At 70.1% G+C, this 18374-nt stretch carries 14 protein-coding genes; 8 read left to right on the top strand and 6 right to left on the bottom strand.

Annotated elements, in window-relative coordinates; translation table 11 throughout:
- Nucleotides 1-308: 308 nt before the first annotated feature.
- Complete coding sequence (locus tag WMF12_RS00425) at nucleotides 309-620, top strand: hypothetical protein (RefSeq protein WP_012232709.1); 312 nt, start codon at nucleotides 309-311, stop codon at nucleotides 618-620.
- Between the two features lie 24 nt (nucleotides 621-644).
- Here the strand turns inward: WMF12_RS00425 and WMF12_RS00430 are convergent, their stop codons facing one another.
- Entirely contained in the window at nucleotides 645-1493 is an 849-nt protein-coding gene (locus tag WMF12_RS00430; RefSeq protein ID WP_437859193.1) for a GNAT family N-acetyltransferase, read from the bottom strand.
- 153 nt (nucleotides 1494-1646) lie between these two features.
- On the opposite strand from WMF12_RS00430, the gene WMF12_RS00435 reads away from it, so the two are divergent.
- Nucleotides 1647-2174 (top strand): hypothetical protein, encoded by a 528-nt coding sequence (locus WMF12_RS00435; protein WP_437859196.1) that lies wholly within the window; start codon nucleotides 1647-1649, stop codon nucleotides 2172-2174.
- Nucleotides 2175-2569: 395 nt separating this feature from the next.
- Nucleotides 2570-3187, top strand: a complete 618-nt coding sequence (locus WMF12_RS00440; RefSeq protein ID WP_437859201.1) for a hypothetical protein — start codon at nucleotides 2570-2572, stop codon at nucleotides 3185-3187.
- Here WMF12_RS00440 and WMF12_RS00445 read toward each other — a convergent pair.
- Nucleotides 3097-3444 (bottom strand): PD-(D/E)XK nuclease family protein, encoded by a 348-nt coding sequence (locus WMF12_RS00445; protein ID WP_437859206.1) that lies wholly within the window; start codon nucleotides 3442-3444, stop codon nucleotides 3097-3099. The genes WMF12_RS00440 and WMF12_RS00445 overlap by 91 nt on opposite strands.
- Nucleotides 3445-3836: 392 nt before the next feature.
- Between WMF12_RS00445 and WMF12_RS00450 the strand changes: the two genes are divergently transcribed.
- The gene (locus WMF12_RS00450) at nucleotides 3837-4616 is read left to right on the top strand and encodes a hypothetical protein (RefSeq protein ID WP_437859213.1); all 780 of its coding nucleotides are present in this window, start codon (nucleotides 3837-3839) and stop codon (nucleotides 4614-4616) included.
- A 46-nt stretch (nucleotides 4617-4662) separates the two neighbouring features.
- Here the strand turns inward: WMF12_RS00450 and WMF12_RS00455 are convergent, their stop codons facing one another.
- Nucleotides 4663-8409 (bottom strand): UvrD-helicase domain-containing protein, encoded by a 3747-nt coding sequence (locus WMF12_RS00455; RefSeq protein WP_437859220.1) that lies wholly within the window; start codon nucleotides 8407-8409, stop codon nucleotides 4663-4665.
- 250 nt (nucleotides 8410-8659) lie between these two features.
- Between WMF12_RS00455 and WMF12_RS00460 the strand changes: the two genes are divergently transcribed.
- The 4 genes from WMF12_RS00460 to WMF12_RS00475 are packed head-to-tail and all read left to right on the top strand — an operon-like array spanning nucleotide 8660 to nucleotide 12019.
- The gene (locus WMF12_RS00460; RefSeq protein WP_437859225.1) at nucleotides 8660-9619 is read left to right on the top strand and encodes a prenyltransferase; all 960 of its coding nucleotides are present in this window, start codon (nucleotides 8660-8662) and stop codon (nucleotides 9617-9619) included.
- A complete protein-coding gene (locus WMF12_RS00465; RefSeq protein ID WP_437743595.1) occupies nucleotides 9616-10350 on the top strand; it encodes a ferrochelatase in 735 nt (244 codons plus the stop codon). Before WMF12_RS00460 ends, WMF12_RS00465 begins: the two co-directional genes overlap by 4 nt.
- Nucleotides 10347-11264 carry a prenyltransferase gene (locus tag WMF12_RS00470; RefSeq protein ID WP_437859230.1) on the top strand — a complete coding sequence of 306 codons (918 nt, stop codon included), beginning with the start codon at nucleotides 10347-10349 and terminating at the stop codon, nucleotides 11262-11264. The genes WMF12_RS00465 and WMF12_RS00470 overlap by 4 nt, the downstream gene beginning before the upstream one ends.
- 14 nt (nucleotides 11265-11278) lie before the next feature.
- On the top strand, nucleotides 11279-12019 hold the full coding sequence (locus tag WMF12_RS00475; protein ID WP_437859233.1) for a lycopene cyclase domain-containing protein: 741 nt from the start codon (nucleotides 11279-11281) through the stop codon (nucleotides 12017-12019).
- A gap of 115 nt (nucleotides 12020-12134) precedes the next feature.
- Here WMF12_RS00475 and WMF12_RS00480 read toward each other — a convergent pair whose 3' ends face one another.
- From WMF12_RS00480 to WMF12_RS00490, 3 genes are all read right to left on the bottom strand, one after another.
- Entirely contained in the window at nucleotides 12135-14672 is a 2538-nt protein-coding gene (locus tag WMF12_RS00480) for a glycoside hydrolase family 31 protein (protein ID WP_437859245.1), read from the bottom strand.
- Between the two features lie 581 nt (nucleotides 14673-15253).
- A complete protein-coding gene (locus tag WMF12_RS00485; RefSeq protein WP_437859249.1) occupies nucleotides 15254-15433 on the bottom strand; it encodes a hypothetical protein in 180 nt (59 codons plus the stop codon).
- 784 nt (nucleotides 15434-16217) lie between these two features.
- The gene (locus WMF12_RS00490) at nucleotides 16218-17759 is read right to left on the bottom strand and encodes a hypothetical protein (protein WP_437859252.1); all 1542 of its coding nucleotides are present in this window, start codon (nucleotides 17757-17759) and stop codon (nucleotides 16218-16220) included.
- Nucleotides 17760-18374 lie beyond the last annotated feature (615 nt).

Consider the following 18374-nt stretch of genomic DNA (forward strand, 5'->3'; position numbering starts at 1 on the left):
TCGAGGAGATTCCGGGAGCGGGAACCGACGCCGGTGGCGGGCACGGTCTCGTGTCGGCCCCACCAGCCGCTGGACGAGCTCCTCGGCAGTGTCGGGGACACCAGGATTGCAGGTGCTGATTTCAGGAACGAAAGGAGTACGCAGGTCCCCTGGGGAAAGACTCGCGGAAATCGGGGGTGCAACCCTTGGCCTGCCTCCTGCTAAACAGGTAGGGCAGAGCGCCCGTGACGGTTTCCCCCCCCACCGTCGAATGGGCGCTCTTTTTTTTGTGCTTTGGTGGTGGGTGGCGTGAAGGAGCGGGTGTTCCGGTGACGCTGGTCGTGATCCTCACGGTGCGCTGCGAGGCGCTCGACGCGTTCCGCGCGTACGAGAGGAAGGCCGCGGCGGTGATGGCGCGGTACGGCGGTGCGATCGAGCGGACGGTGGTGACCGCGCCCGACGGCGCTGGGCTCACCCTGAAGGAGATCCACCTCGTCACGTTTCCGGATGAACAAGCCTTCTCGGCATATCGCGGCGACGCCGAGCTCGGGGAGGTGGCGCACCTGCGGGGCGCATCGGTCGTTCATACCGAGATCCTGCGCGGGGAAGAGGGACCGGATTACCACGTCGCCCCTGTCTGACCGGCGCCGCTGTATGGCGCTGCATCACGTTCCGAGGACGGTGCCGCTCTCCGCTTGCGCGGGCGGCTCGGCGATGCACGCGGTGGCGACGCGCCGGAACCCGACCCGCTCATAGACGCGCGCGACGCGGTCGTTCTGCGCGGACAGGAACACGGTGCGGATCCCGGCGTCCAGCGCATGGCGGGCCAGAGCCGCGGTGACCGCGGCGGCGAGGCCGCGCCCCCGGGCCGCCGGCAGCGTCCCCACGCCGACGATCTCGGCGACGTCCCGCGCGTGCTGGTAGCTGCCGGTGCAGAGCGGACCGGCGAGCGCTCCCTCGCGGCCCCGAGCGGCCGCGTGCACCAGCGTCCCCTCGATCAGCGACGCGTGCCATGCGGCCGCCTGTCCGGCCGGGAGCGCGGCCGCGGCGGCCTCCCGCTCCGCCGGTCCCGCAGAGCCGACCGCGGTGTCGAGCGCGCCGAAGGCGACGTGCGCGACGGCCTGCACTTCGGCGAGATCCGGGTCCTGGGCGGTGATGGTCGAGAGCGAGACGCCCTCCGGCAAAGGCGTCTGGTGGGGCTCGCCGCAGAGCACGAGCAGCGGGCAGCGCCGGACATGCAGGCCGGCCGCCTCGGCCGTGGCGTCGAGCCCAGGGGTGGTCTCCAGCACCCACTCGAACGCCTCCGGGATCGAGAGCTGCCGCTGACGCGCGCGCACGGCGGCCACGTCCTCGACCGACACGGCGCCGGGATGGCCGAGGGCGGGGCGGGCATAGTAGGGCCAGCCGTCGCCGCGGCGAACGAAGAGAGTCAGCGGTCCATGGTCCTCTGCGTCAGCGCGCCAGCGAGGGACGGCATCGTAAAACCGCTCGATGGCGGCGAGGAGAGCGCTCACGGGCCACGATTGTGTCACCCCACGCGCCCCGGCGCGAGGAACTCCGGGCTCCTCGGAGAGGCCCTTTTGTGCTGGCGCCGAGCGGCGCCGGCGCCCGCCGTACATCGCGCGTCCAGGGGGCCGGCTCCCGCCGCTCGGGTGTAGACTCGTCCGATGCACCGACGTGGCTTTTGCGCGACCTGCGCCGCCCTTGCGCTCGCGACGCTCTACTCCATCGGCTGCGGTCCCTCGCCAGCTCAGCTGTCGTCTGGGGCCGCCGCCCCGGTCGAGCTCGTCCTTCCGCCCTCGCGCCCTGGCGCGCCCGAGCCCAAGCTGGCGGCGGATGAGCCGGAGTCCCGGAGGGACGAGACACAGCGCCTGCCCTTCGTGGGCACGTGGGTCAGCGAGGATGACGGCTCGCTCATCGAGCTGAGCGCGACGAGCTTCCACCACCGCTTTCCGTACATGGGCGCTCCGCGTGACCTCTACGCGCGCGTCACCTCGTACAACACCGAGCGTGGCCACATCGCGCTCGAGTACACCCGCATCCTGCAGGATGGAGTCGAGGAGTCCATCGAGGAGCCCGTCGTGTACATGCGCTACGAGATCCGCGACGGCGACCTGTACAAGCACGTCGACGCCGAGGATTTCCCCACCACCGTGGACGACGAGCGGTTCGTGCGGACCCCCGGCCGGCGGTGAGCGCCCGTCGGACCCCGGCGCCCACGAACCGCTGCGTGACATGTCACGGCCCGCGGCGTGACATGTCACGGCCTTGCGGCTGCTCGCGCGGGCAGCGCTCCGGCTTCTTGGCGCGGCGCGAGGAGCTCGCCTCGGGCTGGATTTCCCGTGTCGAGGAGCGGCACCGGTCCGGCTTCGGGGGCTCGGTGATGACGTCGAAGCAGAGGGGGGCCGGGCTGGCATCTCTGTTGCGAAGTGCCCCTGCGGCGACGATGAGCCGGGCGAGGGAATGCGCTGCTGGAGGCGATTTGCCCCCACACCTCTGGCTGGGCGAACCAGCGCATCATGAGCTCCGCGGTCCCCCGCTGAACGTCGAGACGCCGTACTCATACGCTTTGTACATGGAGAGTGGCACGATGAGCCGAACTCATGCCGTGGTGGGGTGTCTATTCGCTTCGATGGTCGCGATGGCCGCCACGGGTTGCGCCGTGGAGATGCAGGACGATCAGGTCGACGGGGTCGATTCGCTCGACGAGGACGTCGCTGAGGTGGAGCAGGCGTACAGCGAGGCGACGTGCGCTACCGTCGCTCCGGTGACGACCTACATTGGTGGCTACAACTACTACTCGCCGCAGACGTACACCACGACGGGCTGCTACAAGAGCCTGGCGGTCGACGTTGTCGGCTACGAGGCCGGTTTCACGCCGGCGCCCGGCCCCAACCACGAGCTGAATACGTACGTGGATTGGGCGGACACCCTGCCGACGGACCCGGAGGAGTGCCGCGATCTATTTCTGGCTGCCACCCTGTACTACGAGGATGATGGGGTGATGGTCCCCGTAGAGTTGGCGCAGAGACGCGGCAACTACGTCAATGGCGTGGGCTGCAACGTTGGCCTCAGCTACGGACTCAAGTTCTATACGCCCATGGTGGCCACCCACAGCTACCGCGTCGTCGTCACCGCCCGAACCGGCAATGGCAGCAGCTTCCCGACGCGAAAGTTCAGGATCCGTACGGTGTGGGAGCCGATCTGAGCCGCCGATCGCCGGCGCGTGACGCCGGCGCCCCTCATACCCTGAGCACCACCCCTCTCGCCCGTCGCCTCCGCGATCGCCTGCACGTAGAGCCGCACCTGCGCCTCCTGCGCTGCGTGCGCCGTGCCCGCGTCGGAGCCGGTCTTGAAATCGACCACGGTCCAGATCCCCACGTCGCCCACGCTCTCGCGGAGCGAGAGGTCGGCGACGCCCTCGGCGAGCGCCTTCGTCTTGTCGAACGTATCGGGGGTCTTCAAGGGCCCGGCGTCATCAAGGAGGATGTGGAGCTCGAGGTCAAAGCGATGACCATGCGCGGGGAGCGCCTTGATCTCGACGACGTGTCATCGGACAGCGTGGCACGGGCTACCCCGCCTTTCTCGCGGTCAATCCGCCACGCTTGTCACGGCGTTTGGTGTGACATGTCACGGCGTTTGGTGTGACATGTCACGGCGTTTGGTGTGACATGTCACGGCTCTATGCGTGACAGACACGTGCTCGCAGCGGCTCGCACGGGCAGCGCACCGGGCCCCTGGTGCGCCCTGCAGGAGCTCTCTTCGTCTGGATTTACCGCCTTGCGGGGCCGTGCCGGACCGAGCGTGGGGCCTGGCGGCGGCGTTGAGGCGGGAGGGGCGCTGCGTTGGCATGTGCGTTGCTGAACGCGACGGCGGCGGCGATGAGCCGGACCAAGGAAGGCCGTGGTGAAGAGGCGACTCGCCTCCACGCCTGGGCGTGGGCGAACCAGCGCACCATGGCCTCGCGATGCCCGGCTGAACATCGCGACGCCGCTTTTCGCACGCTTTACAAATGGAGATCTGAAACGATGAGCCGAATCCACTCCGTAGTGGGATGCCTCTTTGCTTCGATGGCCGCGATGGCCACCACGGGCTGCGCCGTGGAGATGCAGGACGAACAGCGCGATGAAGACGTCGCGGAGGCGGAGCAGGCGTACAGCGAGCCTACTTGCGCCACCGTCGCCGCGGTTGCGACGTACAACGGCGGCTTCAACTACACCTCGCCGACGACGTACACCACGACAGACTGCTACAAGGCCCAGGCGGTCGACGTCACCAACTACAAGAACGGTTTCACTTCGCAGCCCGGTCCCGGCTACACGCTGCATACGTACGTGACCTGGGCGGACTCCCTGCCGACGAATGAGGAGGAGTGCAACGCGCTGATCTTGAAGGCCAGCCTGTACCGTGTGGTGAACGGGGTCATGGAATTCAAGGCGGAGAGGGAGCTGCACGGCAACTACGAGGACTTCGGTGGCTGCATGGTCGGCCCCCCGTGGGGAATTGACTTCAGTACGCTGAGCCCGAATGAGCTTCTGAACGGAGCCACCCACCGCATCGTCGTCAGCGCTCGGAGTGGCAGCTGGAGCAGCTTCCCGACGCGGAGTTTCAAGATTCAAACGATGTGGGAGCCGTGATCTGATCCGTTGAGCGCCAGCGCGGCGCAGGCCGCGCCGGCGCCCCTCACACCCTGAGCACCACCCCTCTCGCCCTCTCGCCCGTCGCCTCCGCGATCGCCTGCACGTAGAGCCGCACCTGCGCCTCCTGCGCCGCGTGCGCCGTGCCCGCGTCGGAGCCGGTCTTGAAATCGACCACGGTCCAGATCCCCACGTCGCCGACGCTCTCTCGGAACGAGAGGTCGACGATGCCCTCGGCGATCGTCCCGTCCTCGAGCCGCAGGAGCAGCGGCGTCTCCCGCTCGCACGCGTCGCGCGCCGCGCTCTCCGCCGCGCGCCGGAGCAGCGGGTGCTCGAGCGCCGCGACCGCCGCCGCGACCGCCGCGTCGAGCTCCTCGGCCGGCGCCCCGAGCAGCCTCGCCTGCGCCGCCGCCACGGTCCTTACCTCGTCCTCGCCCGCCCGGAGATCCACCTCGGCCAGCACCGCGTGCACCAGCGTCCCGAACCGCTTGCCGTAGGGCCGTCCCTCGCGCGCGATCTCCGTTTGCTCGAACGAGATCACCGGCAGCGCGTCCGCCCTCTCCCCGCGCACCCCGCCGCCGCCGCCGCTCCGCTGCGCGGCCGCCGTCCCCGCTCCGGCCGCCGCCGCGGCCGCTTCCGCCGCCTCGTGGCTGATCTCCGTCGCCGTCTTCACGCGGACAGCCGCCATCGAGCCGTCCACGATCGCCCGCTGCCGCGCCTCCTGCCATGCCTCGTGCCCGCGCTGCCCGAGCTCTCCTGTCAGCAAGGCGCTCGCCGTCGCCCCGCTGCTCCCGAGGACCCCGGCGCCGCTCGCTGGCCCGGCGCTCGCCGCCGCCGCGCCGCTCGCGTCCGCCTGCAGGATCCGCTGCTGGCGCAGCCCCGCCTCCGGCTCGCGATCCAGATCCAGCGCGCCAGGATCCCACCACACCACGCGGTGCGATCCGGCCATCGGCGCGTGCTCCCCCGGCGCGACCGCGTCCCGCTCGTCGGCCTCGCACCGCGCTGGGCGCTCCAGCACCGTGTCGGTACCGAACGGAGGGCAGCCGAGGTCCTCGCAGCGTCGAGGGCTCCGTCGCTCGCGCGGCGCCGGGTAGAGCACCGGGTGGAGCACGTCGAGCCAGCCGTCGCTCGTGCCGTCGCCCGGGCGCGCGTCGCCCACCGCGGGCACCACCAAGAGCTCGCGCGCGCGCGTCGCCGCCACGTACGCGAGCCGCACCGCCTCCTCACGATCGCGGCGCAGCACCTCGTCGCGGCGCTCGACGAGCTCCGCGGGCACGCAGCCGGCGATCGGCTCCGCCCACAGGCCGAGCTCCGGATCCACGTGCCGCGACGGGAGCTGGTGCGCCGCCGGCGACGCCGGATCCGCCAGGATCACGACCGGGAACTCGAGCCCCTTGGCCCGGTGCACCGTCATGATCCGCACGCCCTCCGTCCCCTCCTCGACGACCGGCGCCTCCGCGACCTCACCCCGCTCGGCGTCGAGCTCGAGCCGCTCCACGAACGCGCGGAACGACGTCGCGCCGGCCGCCTCGAAGCGCCGCCCGAGATCCATCACCCGCAGCACGTTCGCGAGCGCTTGCTCCCCCGTCGGCCAGATCGCGATGCCCGCGTGCGCGCGCGTCTCGTCGAGGAGCCCGCCGAGGGTGTCCGCGATCGGCCGCCGGTTGCGCTCGCGGTGCAGCCGCCCGAGCACCGCGAGCGCCTCCGCGACCTCCCGGAGCGGCCGCGCCCCGCCCTCCACGGCGAGATCGAGCGCCCCGTCGTCCGGCGGTTGAAACAGCGGGTGCAAGCGCCGGAACCGGTCGCGATAGAGCAGGAGCACGTCGTCCGTCAGCGCGAAGAGGGGCCCGCGCAGCGTCGCGTAAACGCTGAGCTCGTCGTCCGGCCACTCGATCGCGAGCAGCGCGCTCCGCACCGCCATCACCTCCTCGCGATCGTGGAACGACCGTCCGCCCACGAGCACGTGCGGGATCCGCCGCGCCTCGAGCGCCCGCACGTAGGGGCGGGTCGCGTCCTCCCCGAACGTCTGGAAACGCTTGAACAAAAGACAGATGTGCCGCGCCTCGAGCGGCACCCGCTGGCCCGGGCGCTCGCGCTCCGTCACCGTCCAGCGCCGCGCGCCCGAGGCCGCGCCGGCGCCCGCGCCGCCGTGGATGAGGTGGTGGACGAAGGCGCCGACCGCGTCCGGGATCGACTGCCGCACACGGAAATCGGAGATCCTGCCGAAGTCGCCGTAAGGCCGCGGCACCGGGAGCGCGATGACCGTCGGCTGCTCCGGCGGATCGTCCCGGAACCGCTCGAGCGCGACGTACCGCGCCTGGGTCGCCGCGCGCTCGCCCTCCGCGGTCCCTCCCTGCATCAGCGGCGCGAACGCAGCGTTGACGGCCTCCTGGATCGACGGGGCGCTGCGGAAGCTCGTCGACAGGTACAGGACGCTCGCGCCGCACGCGACGAGCCGGGCCTTGGTCGCCTCGTAGAGCGCGACCTCGGCGCGGCGGAAGCGGTAGATCGACTGCTTCGGATCGCCGACCACGAAGAGCTTGCCGGGCACCGGGCGCGCCCGCGTCCAGTCGGCCTCGGAGAGGTCGTCGGCCGCGAGCAGGAGCAGGATCTCGGCCTGGAGCGGGTCGGTGTCCTGGAACTCGTCGACGAAGAGGTGCGAGAAGCGGAGGTTGAGCTCCTCGCGCACGCCGCGGCTCGAGCGGAGGAGGTCCCGGGCGCAGAGCAGCAGGTCGAGGAAGTCGAGCTTGCCGGCGCGGGCCTTGAGCGCGTCGTACGCCTCGATCGGCGGCCGGAGCTCGCGCGAGAGGCAGGCCGCGAGATCGGCGCTCGCGGCCGTGAGCACGGCGTCGAGCTCGACCTTCACGCGGTCGCGCTGCGCGAGCACCTCGGCGCGCGTGAGATCCCCGCCGAACGCCTTGCCTGAGCCCTTCCAGCGCCATTCCTTCCAGCGCGCGACGTCGCCGAGCTCGGCCTCCAGGCCGTCGTGGTCGCGCCCGCCCGTCACCTCCTCGCGGCGGCGGAGCTCCGCGAGGTAGCGGTCGAGGTTCCGGAGGCTCTGCGCGAGGTAGTCGCCCTCCCGGTCGGCCTCGGCGCCCAGGTCCGCGAGCGCCGCGAGGCGGTCCAGGATCTCGTCGATGGCGCGCTCGCGGTCGAACGGATCGCGCCGCCAGGGGCGCGTGAAGTCGCGGTGCTCGGCGAGCTTGAACGCCGCGCTCCGGAGCAGGTCGCGCGGGCCCTGCGCGCCGTCGCGCGGGCGGCGGCGCAGGATCCGGCGCACGCCCTCGGGCGGGTCGTTCAGGGTGCGCTGGAACCAGGCGTCGAAGGCCTGGTCGAAGAGCGCCTCGGCCTGATCCGCGGCCGCGACCTGGAACAGCGGGTCGACGCGCGCCTCGACCGGCCACTCGCGCAGGAGGTCGGCGCAGAAGGAGTGGATGGTCCCGATGCGCGCCGCCTCCAGGTGCGCGAGCGCCTCGTCGAGCCGCGCGCGCTCCGCCGGGCCTGCGCCCGGGTCGCTGCGCGCCCGCTCGATCTCGGCCCGGAGGCGCAGCTTCATCTCGCCGGCCGCCTTCTCCGTGAAGGTCACCGCGACGATGCGATCGAGCGTCCCGCCGCCCTCCTCGGGCGCCCTCCGCAGCACGGCGACGATCCGCGACACGAGCGCGGTCGTCTTGCCGGTGCCCGCGGCGGCCTCGACGACGAGCGTCGTCCGCAGATCGTCGCGGATGCGGCGGCGGGCGGGCTCATCCGCGAGCTCCCGCGCGCCGCGCGATCGGACCGCGTCGGCGGTCACGCGCGCCTCCGCGCGGGCTCGAGGCGCTGCCCGAGGGCGCGCGGCAGGAGCGCGCCGGCCAGGCTCGGGGAGGGGAGGAGGACGTGCCGCACTGGGTCGCGTGGGGGAGGCTGTCGGGGGAGTAAGGTGGCGCAGATCGGCGTGGAAGGAAACGCTGCCGTGCCCGGCGGAAGGCGGTCCGTTTTCCGGACGGGCTCATGTAGCCCCTGAGCGTGGATGTTCTTGTGCTAGCAGCAGAGAGAGCTGATCCATGCGCCTCGAGTCGATGAGCCCTGGAGCGCGGTGGGCGTACGCGCTCAAACCCGTGAGCTGGCCCAAGGTGCTCGTCCCGGCCGCATACGGGCACGCGGTGGGCGCGGCGGTCGCCGGCCGGCTGTCCGCAGGGGCCCTCGCCTTCGGCGCGCTGTGGATGATGGCCGACGTCGCCTTCGTCGTGCTCCTGAACGACTGGGGCGATCGCGAGGTGGACGCCCTCAAGCGACGCATGTTCCCGGACGGCTGCTCGCCGAAGACCATCCCGGACGGCATCCTTCCCGCCAAGGCCCTCCTGCTCGCCGGGCTCGGGGCCGGTGTCTCCGCATTGCTCATGGCCTGGGTGGCCGGCGTCGCGCTCGATCGCCCGCTGCTGCTCCCCCTGGCCGCGCTCGGCCAGCTCGTCTTCGTCGCTTACACGCTGCCGCCGCTCAGGCTCAACTACCGCGGCGGCGGCGAGCTCCTCGAGATGGCCGGCGTCGGCGGCGTGCTCCCCGTGCTGCACGCGTATGCCCAGTGTGGCGTGCTGGCGCCGGCGTGGCTCGTCGCGCTCCTGCCGGGGTTGCTCGTGCTCGCGCTGGCGAGCGCGCTGGCCAGCGGGCTGTCCGACGAGCAGAGCGACCGCGCCGGCGGCAAGCGCACCGTGGCCACGCTGCTCGGCAATGCGGCCACGCGCCGGGTCACCGAGGCCCTCGCCGGCCTCGGCCCGCTCCTCTGGCTCGCGGCGTCCCTCCTCGCCGAGGACGCGCCGCCGCTCTGGTCGGTCGCGCCGGCGGCGGCCGTGGCGCTCTTCTTCAGGGCGCGGCTCCTCGAGAAGAGCCCCGAGGCGGTGACGAACGCCTTCGCCGCGCAGGCGGCCTACAAGCGCGAGCTCCACCGCGCGATCCAGTGGGGCATCGCCGCCCTGTCGGCGGCCGTGCTCGCCGCCGGGCTCCGTGCCGGGGGAGGGCCGACATGACGGGCGTCGCGGTCATCCCGCCGGAGGAGCGCGACGCGCTCGCGCGCCTCACACCCCTGCTGGGCGCGCGGGCCTCGGTCGCGCCGGGCCGGCCGTGCGCGCCCACCCCCGTCGCCCTGGTCGAGCAGATCGTGAACGGCAGCGAGGACGCCGAGCGGGTGCGCGCCTTTGCCCGCGGGCTCGGCGAGGTGATCTGCGCGGTCGCCGACAACTTCCCCGACAACATCTTCTGGGATCTCGACTACCTGGCCTGCTGCCTATGGCAGGCCGGGAGCGCGCCCGCGATCGGCGACTTCGCCCGCCGCGTGGTGTCGCTCTGCCTGGGCTTCGGCAACAAGTCGAAGCTGCGCTTCCGCTATGCGCACGACTTCCTCTATGGCTACGACTGGGCTCGCTGGGTGATGCGCAAGCCGGAGGAGCGCGCGGGCATCGGGCCCTTCGACGTCTCGTTCTTCGATTACCTCGACGGCCGGCAGAGGACGCTCGTCGAGCTCGTGGCCAGCAACGACCGCAAGTACTCGCAGCTGAACGGCCGGGAGTACCGCAACCCCTTCTCGTTCATCCGCGAGCCGCCCGAGGAGTCGCAGCTCCACTGCCTGCTCGCGCAGGTCGACCTGATCCCGCTCAAGGCCTGGCGCCTCGACGGCGAGCGCCGCTGGGACCTCCCCTTCACCGATCTGCGCGCCAAGCTGGCCGATCGCCTCGGCCTGTCGCGGGGCGAGGGGCGATGAGCGCCCGGCCGGGCGCGCTTCGAGCGTGGCTCGATGCGTCGCGGCTGGCCTCGCAGCCGAGCATCGCGCTCCCGCTGCTGCTCGGGCAGCTCGTCGGCGCGCGGGCGGCCGGCCGCCCGCTCGACGTGGGGACGCTCGCGGCGGTCCAGCTGTTCGGCCTGCTGAACCAGCTCTTCATCGTCTACGCGAACGACGTCGCCGACCAGGAGACCGATCGCCGCAACCGGACCGCCACGCCCTTCTCGGGCGGCTCGCGCGTGCTGGTCGAGGGGCGCCTCTCGCCCCGCGCGCTCGGCGCCGCGGCCGTCGTGTGCGCCGCGGCGCTCGTGGCCGTCTCGGCGGCGCTCGCCGCGGCGCTGGCGACGGCCGCAGCGCCGCTCCTCGTGCTCCTGGCGATCGCGGCGCTCCTGCTCCTCTGGGCCTACAGCTACCCGCCGCTTCGCCTGTCGTACCGCGGCGGCGGGGAGCTGCTCCAGATGGTCGGCGTCGGCGCGGTCCTGCCGCTCTACGGTTACATCGCCCAGGGGGGCGACCCCGCGCGCTTCCCCTTCGCGCTGCTCGCGTTCCTGCTGCCGAGCCACCTCGGCTGCGCGATCGCCACCGCGCTCCCGGACGAGCCCTCGGATCGCGAGAGCGGCAAGCGGACGCTGCCCGTGCGCGTGGGCGGAGAGCGGGCGGCTCGGTGGGTGGTCCTCCTGAACGGGCTCTCGCTCGTGCTCGCGCCGGTCGGTCTGGGCGCGGTGGGCCTGAGCCCTGGGGCGGGCCTGCTCGCGCCGGCGGTGGCGGCGCTCGTCGTGCTGCTGGCCCGCCCAGCGCCGCCTGGCTCGCGCCTGCTGCTGGTCCGGGTCGCGGCGGCGGGCGCGGCGACGCTGTCGCTGGTCGGTTCGACCCTCATCGCCCTCGCCGCGCGCTGAGGAGCGAGGGCGCGATGTCGCACGAGTTCCTGCTGCTCTCGTTGCTCTTCCTCCTGCCAGGAGGCGTCATCTGGCTCGCGCGCCCGGATCTGCGCCCCCTGATGAAGCGGATGGCGCTCGCCTCGCTGCCGTTCGCGGCGACCGAGCGGCTGTTCTACCCGAGGTACTGGGCCCCGAAGTTCCTGTTCGACCTGGCCGATCGGATCGGGTTCGGCATCGAGGACGTGCTGTTCGTCGTCGGGCTCAGCGGATTTTCCTCGACCGTCTATGCCGTTGTGTTCCGCCGCGCGCCGGTGCCCTGCGCGGCGCAGGGGGCGCCGCGCGCGCGACCGTGGTTCGGCGCGGGGGCGGGGGCGCGACCGTGGTTGCGTGCCGCGGCGGTGATCGCGCTCGCGCTCGCGGCGGCCGGGGCGCTGGCCGCGGCGGGGGTGCCCGTCCTCTACGCCGCTGTGGCGGCGATGACGGCGTTCGCGGCGGCGCTCGTGGGGGCGCGCCGCGATCTGCTCGTGCCGGGACTGCTCGGAGCGCTCCTGTCGGCGGCGCTCTACCTCGGCCTGTGCCTCGTCTTCGCGGCGCTCGTGCCCGGCGTGTTCGAGCGCACCTGGCGGCCCAGCGTGCTGCTGCCGGGGAGGGCGCTGCTCGGCGTGCCGCTCGACGAGATCCTCTACGGGCTCGGCGCGGGCTTCGCGGCCACGGTGTTCCCGGCGTGGGCGTTCGGGTTCAGGTACGGGCGCGCCGGAAGCGACGGGGATTGAAATTCCCTCGGCGCTTCCGGCGCGTCTTTTCTTCCGTCGGAGCGGTGTCGCTCAGGGCGGCGGCGGCCGTCGCGCGGCCGCCCCATCCATCAGCCTGAGCGTCAACAGCCGTCGCTCAGTTTGCGGTTACAACAACCTCTGAGCCGTTGTACGTGACCATTTGATCCGGAGCAGCCGTGACGTCGACGCCGGCGCCATGATTGGAGCCTACCAACACGATCCTGAACGTCCTGCTGGCCGGCATTCCAGGATAGCTTCCCTTCCTTGCGCCAATGGTCAACGCCTTGGCAGAGTCGTCCCATGTGAGTGGGATTGTCGAGTATTGACCTTCCTCATAGTTATAGGTGTCGCCCTCGTCCTCGTAAATAGTGAAGGACCCGTCTTGACCTGTATAGATCCGGATCTCCAGCGGGTCGATGCTCTGCGTTGCATACTGAATGCTGGGACCCATGGGAACAATTGAGCCCGCTTTGACGTAGAGCGGCATCTCGCTCAGCGGCGCGGGCGCCGAAACCGTACGCCCGCCGTCTGTCGTCGCGCCTGTCCAGAAATCGTACCAGGTACCCGCGGGAAGATAAACGGAGCGGCTGGTAGCGCCCGCGGTGGTCACTGGATTGACCAGGAAGGCAGGGCCGAACAGGAACTGATCCTTGATGCCGAATACCTTCTCATCATTGGGATAATCGAAGACCAGGTGCCGCATCATGGTGTAGCCTTCGCTGGTCACCTTCCATGCCAACGAGTAGATGTAAGGCATCAACCGATAGCGCAGGTTGTCGATCTTGAGGAGATTGGCCTTGGTGGCGGCGCTCCAGCTGTTGCTGTACAATTCCCTTGTCCCGCCGCCATGTATCCGGAAGATCGGGTTGAAGGCGCCATACTGAAACCAGCGGGTGAAGAGTTCATTGTTCGCGCTGGTGGTCCAGTCCACGTTGTGGCCCCAGTACCCGCCTATGTCAGTGGTCCAATAGGGCATCCCCGCGATCGAGAAATTGAGCCCCGCAGGGATCTGCCTGGTATAGGTTTGAAAATTACTGTCAATGTCTCCCGACCAGCACGTCGTGGCATATCGCTGCTGGCCGGCAAAGGCGCTGCGGGTGAGGACGTAGACTCGCTTCTGTTTCGGGCCGGTGGCACGCCAATGCTCGTACAACGCCTGGGAGTGTCCCAGGGGATAAGCATTCACGTACAGCGCCCCCTTGCCGAGCTCGGTATCAGCCGCCCGCACATTGACGGGGTCCGGATAGCCCTGAGGTTCGGTGTTATCGGCCCAGATGCCGTCCCAGCCATGCGGCCCCAGCAGGCGATCATGGATCTGCTGGTACACCAGAGCTCTGGCGTCGGGGTTGAATGTGTCATAGAAATGGTGTGTGCCGCCGCTGGCGAACAGCGCTCCAATGTCGTCGAGCGCATTGTAGTTGGCCATCTCTCCCGCCTTCATCTCCGTATTCACGCGTTCATACAACGGCCAGATCGATATCATCGTATGAACATTGGCTTTATGCATCTCGGAGACGAGGGCTGCTGGATCTGGATAGCGGTTTTGATCCATGAAGTGGGAGCCCCATGCGTACGGATTCCAGTAGTCCCAGTCTTGAACAATGCAGTCGACCGGAATGTTGTTGTTGCGGTAGCCGTCCTTGATCCTCAGCAGCTCGGCCTGGCTACCGTACTTGTCCTTCGACTGGAAGAGCCCGTAAGCCCACTTCGGGAACAACGGGGCTGCGCCGGTTGCGGTGCGGTATTGGGCCACGACCTGGTCGATGCTTGGACCATAGAAGAAGTAGTAGTCCACCATCTCGCCGGCTTCGGACGAATAGCTGTACTTGGTGTTGTTGGACTTGGTCCCGTCGAAGTTCGAGGCGGAATAGTTGTCCCAGAAGATCCCGTAGCCCCTGTTGGACACCAGCACCGGAACGTTGATCTCCGTGTTGACGTTGATGATACGTCGAGTCGTTCCTTTGCGATTTATTACGCCGTCCTGGTGCTGGCCAAGACCGAACAGCGCTTCGTTGGCGGGTGAATCGAAGGAGGTCTCGACGCGATTCGTCCTGACACCCTCGACGGTCGCGGGTGTCAAGGTTTTGCTGTCTTCCGCCAGGATGACGCTATCGTTCAAGTCGGTATAGGTGACCAGGCCGTTGGTCGTGTCGACATTGGCCTTCAAGCGTGAGGTCGTAATGGTCACGGTTCCCGAGTTCTCTGCGATGCAAAAGCTCGGTGTGCCCCACTTCTTATTGACAGACAGAGACGTCTTGTCGGGGAGTGAAGGATCAGTGGCGTACTGGACTCTGATTATGCTTTCGTTGCAGACTTCCAGTCTCAATAGGCCGGTTTCCAGGTTGAATGTAATGCCGTTGGCGTCGGCAGTATAGAGCCCGGTCTCCGGAGGCGCAGGCGGGCATTCGAGCTGGTCGCCGCCTCCCTCGCCTCCGGAACCGCCGGCACCGCCGGCACCGCCGGCACCGCCGCCGGCGCCGCCGACCCCGGTCGTGCTTGACCCACCACCTCCCATCCCGGTCGTGCCAGCGGCGCTGGTCGACGTGCCGCTGGCACCCGGACCGGGGTTGTTGGACTCGCCCGAGCATGCGCTGCCGAGCGGCAAGAGGCCGATCAGAACCGCGTAGAGATAACGGTTAATCAAGTTTCGCATGACTCCTCGCAAGCAACAGAGATCATAATAGTTCTCCTGACTTCGATGATTTATGTCAGCTGTAAGAGCGCGGACTGTCTCCATGCGGTCGGGGCGCGGAGCTGTTTCGCCCGCGCTTCGCGCCGCTGAATCAGCATGAGGGCGCCTGGCGACAGCCCGCTCAGCCCCCTCGCTCGGGAGAGGCGGAGCGCGCGACGGAGTACGGCGCGGGGAAGCAGCTGATGCCGGACGAACGCTGAGGGCGACTTGAACCGCTGCTCCCGAAGACGGAGCCGAAGCCGCAGGGCGGCCGGCCGCGTACTCCTGATCAGATCGCCCTGACGGGGATCTTGTTCGTGCTCAAGGCGGGGTCCCTCGGAGCACCGACCGCAAGAGCTCGGCTACAGCGGCACGGCTCGCTGACGCGGACTGCGCGGCTGGCAGCAGGCTGGCGCCAGGGGGCGCAGCCTGGCTCCGTGATGAAGAAGCGCAATGAGCGCGGTGCGCACACAACCTCCCGCGTGGCTCAGCCGAATCCCCGGACGGGCCGATGTGATGACACCGGTGCGCCCGAGGAGCGTCTGAGCGTGGCCCGCCGCAAACTAGGTTACTCCGCTCCCGAGATTGCCATCCGGCCACACCGCCAGGTTCGCCGGATTCTTGACGAAATCATGCCCGGTGGACAGCATCCAGGCTTTCACGACAGGCGTCGAATACGCGATGTCTGTCATGCTCTCTGGCGGATCGCCCTTGGCAAAGCGCCAATCACCCTCGATCGGCAATCGCTTTCTCGAAGGCCAGGCGAATGGAATCGGTGCAAAAATCGATGAAGAGCGAACAGATGACGAAGAGCTCGGTGCCCAAGGCGACCAAGGAGGACGAAGCGAAAGGACACCCCTCGACGGCAATGTGAACGCTCACATTGCCGATGTCAATTCCAATCAACCGGCCCGCGGGCATCCTCGAATCCGGAGGAGGACGAGGCTGGCGGGGCTCCTCCGGAGCGCCGCGTCAAGAGGGGGAGCGCTGGATCGCGGTCATCGCTGGACCGCCAGACCCGCTCGAAGCGTCGGAGGCAGCCCGATCAACCGTCAAGACGGCGTGCGCGAAGAGCGCGAGGGGGATGTGGCGGTGCCCGCCGGTGAAACAGCGAGCCTCATCGTGGTCAAGGTGGACCTCGCCCATCGCCCTCTCTCGAAGCGCTCTTCAATCGACCAGCGGCCTTCAACGGCACGGATCACGTCGATCGATCAGGCGCGCCTGCTTCAGGGCCCGCTCCACCGTCTTCAATGCCGGTCGCGGCCCGGTCTCGAACGTTGTGCTCTCGGGCGCTCCGTGTGTTGGTATCGGGTACGATCCTCGGTCGATGACAGCCGCGCAACGCCGGGGCGGTGCCGTCCTGGAACGCCGACGCGCCGGGAGCGCCAGGGGATCGTGCTTCCCCTGGCGCTCCCGGCGCCTTCGTCATCGGTCATCGGATGGGAGCGGCGGCGCTCCAGCGCGCGGGCGGCGGCGTTTCGCTCGCGAAGCCTCCCGCGGTCGGGGGGATCGCCCGCGCCCGTCGCGTCACGGCAGCATCAGGACGCACTCGGTCCGGCAGACCGGGCCACCGGCGCCGCCGCCGCTCGGCTCCTCGCAGATGGTCCGGATGATCGCGCCGGGGGGGCAGGTGGATCCCTCCACGCACTCGATCCAGCAATCGCCGGGCGGGTACGCGTCGGCGCCGCCCATGCCGGTGCCGGTGCTGCTGCTGCTGCTCTCGCCGGAGCAGACCTTCTGCTCGATCATGCCCGCGGGGCAGTAGGGCTCGACGGGCACGCACTCGGTCCAGCAATCGCCGGGGTAGGGCATGGCGCCCACGCCGGTGCCGGTGCTGCCGGAGCTGCCGACAGAGACGGAGCTGCCGCCGCCGCAGACGGTCTGCGGGATGCTGTTCGGCGGGCAGTAGGGCTCGGTGGGCACACACTCGGTCCAGCAGCCCCCGCCGGGGAAGGGCATGCCACCCATGCCGGTGCCGCTGCTGCTGCTCGTGTCGGGCACGGGCTCGCCGTCTTCGCAGATGGTCTGCTGGGTCGTGCCCGGCGGGCAGTAGGGCTCGACAGGCACGCACTCGGTCCAGCAGTACTCCTGGCCGGGGTACGGGTCCTGGCCGGGGTACGGGCCGTTGCCGCCATAGCCGGTGCCGGTGCTGCCCGAGCTGCCGACCGAGACCGCGCTGCCGCCGCAGACGGTCTGCGGGATGCTGTTCGGCGGGCAGTAGGGCTCGGTGGGCACACACTCGGTCCAGCAACCGCCCCAGTCGCCGTCATAGGCGCCGGTGCCGCCGACGCCGCTGCTGCCGCTGCCGCTGCAGACGGTCTGCGGGGTGGTGCCCGGCGGGCAGTAGGGCTCGGTGGGCACGCACTCGGTCCAGCAACCGCCGTCGGGGGGGCGCGGTGCGGCGAAGCCTGGATCGGAGCCGCCGATGCCCCCGCCCGCGGTGCCCCCGCCGGCGCCGCCGGCGCCCGCCCAGCCGCCCGAGCCGCCGACGCCGACGCTGGTGCTGCTGGTGACGGACGAGCCGCCGTCGCAGTAGGTCTGCGGAGTGGTGCCGGGCGGGCAGTAGGGCCCGGTGGGCACGCACTCGGTCCAGCAGCCGCCGCCGGGGTACGGCGGGCTCGCGCCCGCATCGGCGCCGCCGGTGTTCATCCAGCCACCCGAGCCGCCGGCGCCGCCGGTGGTGCTGCTGGTGACGGTGGTGCCTTCGTCGCAGAAGGTCTGCGGGGTTGTGCCGGGCGGGCAATAGGGCTCGACGGGCACACACTCGGTCCAGCACGGCTCGGAAGGCATCGGCATGCCACCAGCGCCCCAGCCGCCGGAGCCGACAGCGCTGGCGCTGCCCCAGCCGCCGGAGCCGCCGGAGCCGACCGTGGTGGTGCCGCCGCACACGGTCTGCTCGATCGTGCCCGGCGGGCAGTACGGCTGCGGCGGGATGCACTCGGTCCAGCACTCGCCCGGATCGACGGGGATGGCGGTGCCGCCGGCGAAGCCACCCTGGCCCGAAGAGGTGGTGCCGCCGCTGCAGATGGTCTGCTCGCTCCAGTCAGGAGGACAGATGCTGTCGGGCACACACTGCTCCTCGCACATCTCGCCGATCTCGCACGGTGAACAGACCGTCTCCCAGTGAAAGCCAGGGCCGCAGTCGGGCTCTGGTGGCGGTGATGGCTCGTCCACGCCCCCACAGCCCTGCCCCTTGGCGCCGGTGAGCACAACGAGCGCGGAGAGCGCAACCAGACCCTGGAGAGAGGAGCGAGCGGCTGACGAACGCGAGATAAGAGAGGAGAAGATCGCGAAACGCATGGGGGTACTCCATCCTGCGTGCCTGTGCGAGACACGCGATCAAGGAACGATGGCTCTGCGCCGCAGCATGCGAGCGCTGCTGCGCGCGGCGTCTCAGCGCCGACTCGGAGAGCTCGCGTGGAGATAAAGCACTGGACATGCCAGGCGCGTCCGCCTGCTCGGCGGCGTCGCCGGCCGCACGGAGCGACGCGTATCGACCGGCTTTTCGCGGTCGCGTAGCGCCCGCTGCGCGCATCCGCCCAGCGCGACGGGGCCATAGTGTGACGGCGGACGCTGCCTACGTGTCACGTTGAGCCAACCGGCGCCACAGGGGGCCCGGCAGGTAGTTGGATTGAGTGACGGCGGAAATTTCTTGTTTGGTTGGCCGGGTGACCCGACCCAGGT

The organism is Sorangium sp. So ce363 (assembly GCF_051520435.1).
Classification (GTDB): Bacteria; Myxococcota_A; Polyangia; order Polyangiales; family Polyangiaceae; genus Sorangium; species Sorangium cellulosum_B.

What these genes read in the sequence shown, in the direction of transcription:
- WMF12_RS00475 (WP_437859233.1), top strand. Translation starts at nt 11,279, where the DNA reads ATGTCGCACGAGTTCCTGCTGCTCTCGTTGCTCTTCCTCCTGCCAGGA.
- WMF12_RS00460 (WP_437859225.1), top strand. Translation starts at nt 8,660, where the DNA reads ATGCGCCTCGAGTCGATGAGCCCTGGAGCGCGGTGGGCGTACGCGCTC.
- WMF12_RS00435 (WP_437859196.1), top strand. Translation starts at nt 1,647, where the DNA reads ATGCACCGACGTGGCTTTTGCGCGACCTGCGCCGCCCTTGCGCTCGCG.
- WMF12_RS00465 (WP_437743595.1), top strand. Translation starts at nt 9,616, where the DNA reads ATGACGGGCGTCGCGGTCATCCCGCCGGAGGAGCGCGACGCGCTCGCG.
- WMF12_RS00470 (WP_437859230.1), top strand. Translation starts at nt 10,347, where the DNA reads ATGAGCGCCCGGCCGGGCGCGCTTCGAGCGTGGCTCGATGCGTCGCGG.
- WMF12_RS00480 (WP_437859245.1), bottom strand. Translation starts at nt 14,672, where the DNA reads ATGCGAAACTTGATTAACCGTTATCTCTACGCGGTTCTGATCGGCCTC.
- WMF12_RS00440 (WP_437859201.1), top strand. Translation starts at nt 2,570, where the DNA reads ATGAGCCGAACTCATGCCGTGGTGGGGTGTCTATTCGCTTCGATGGTC.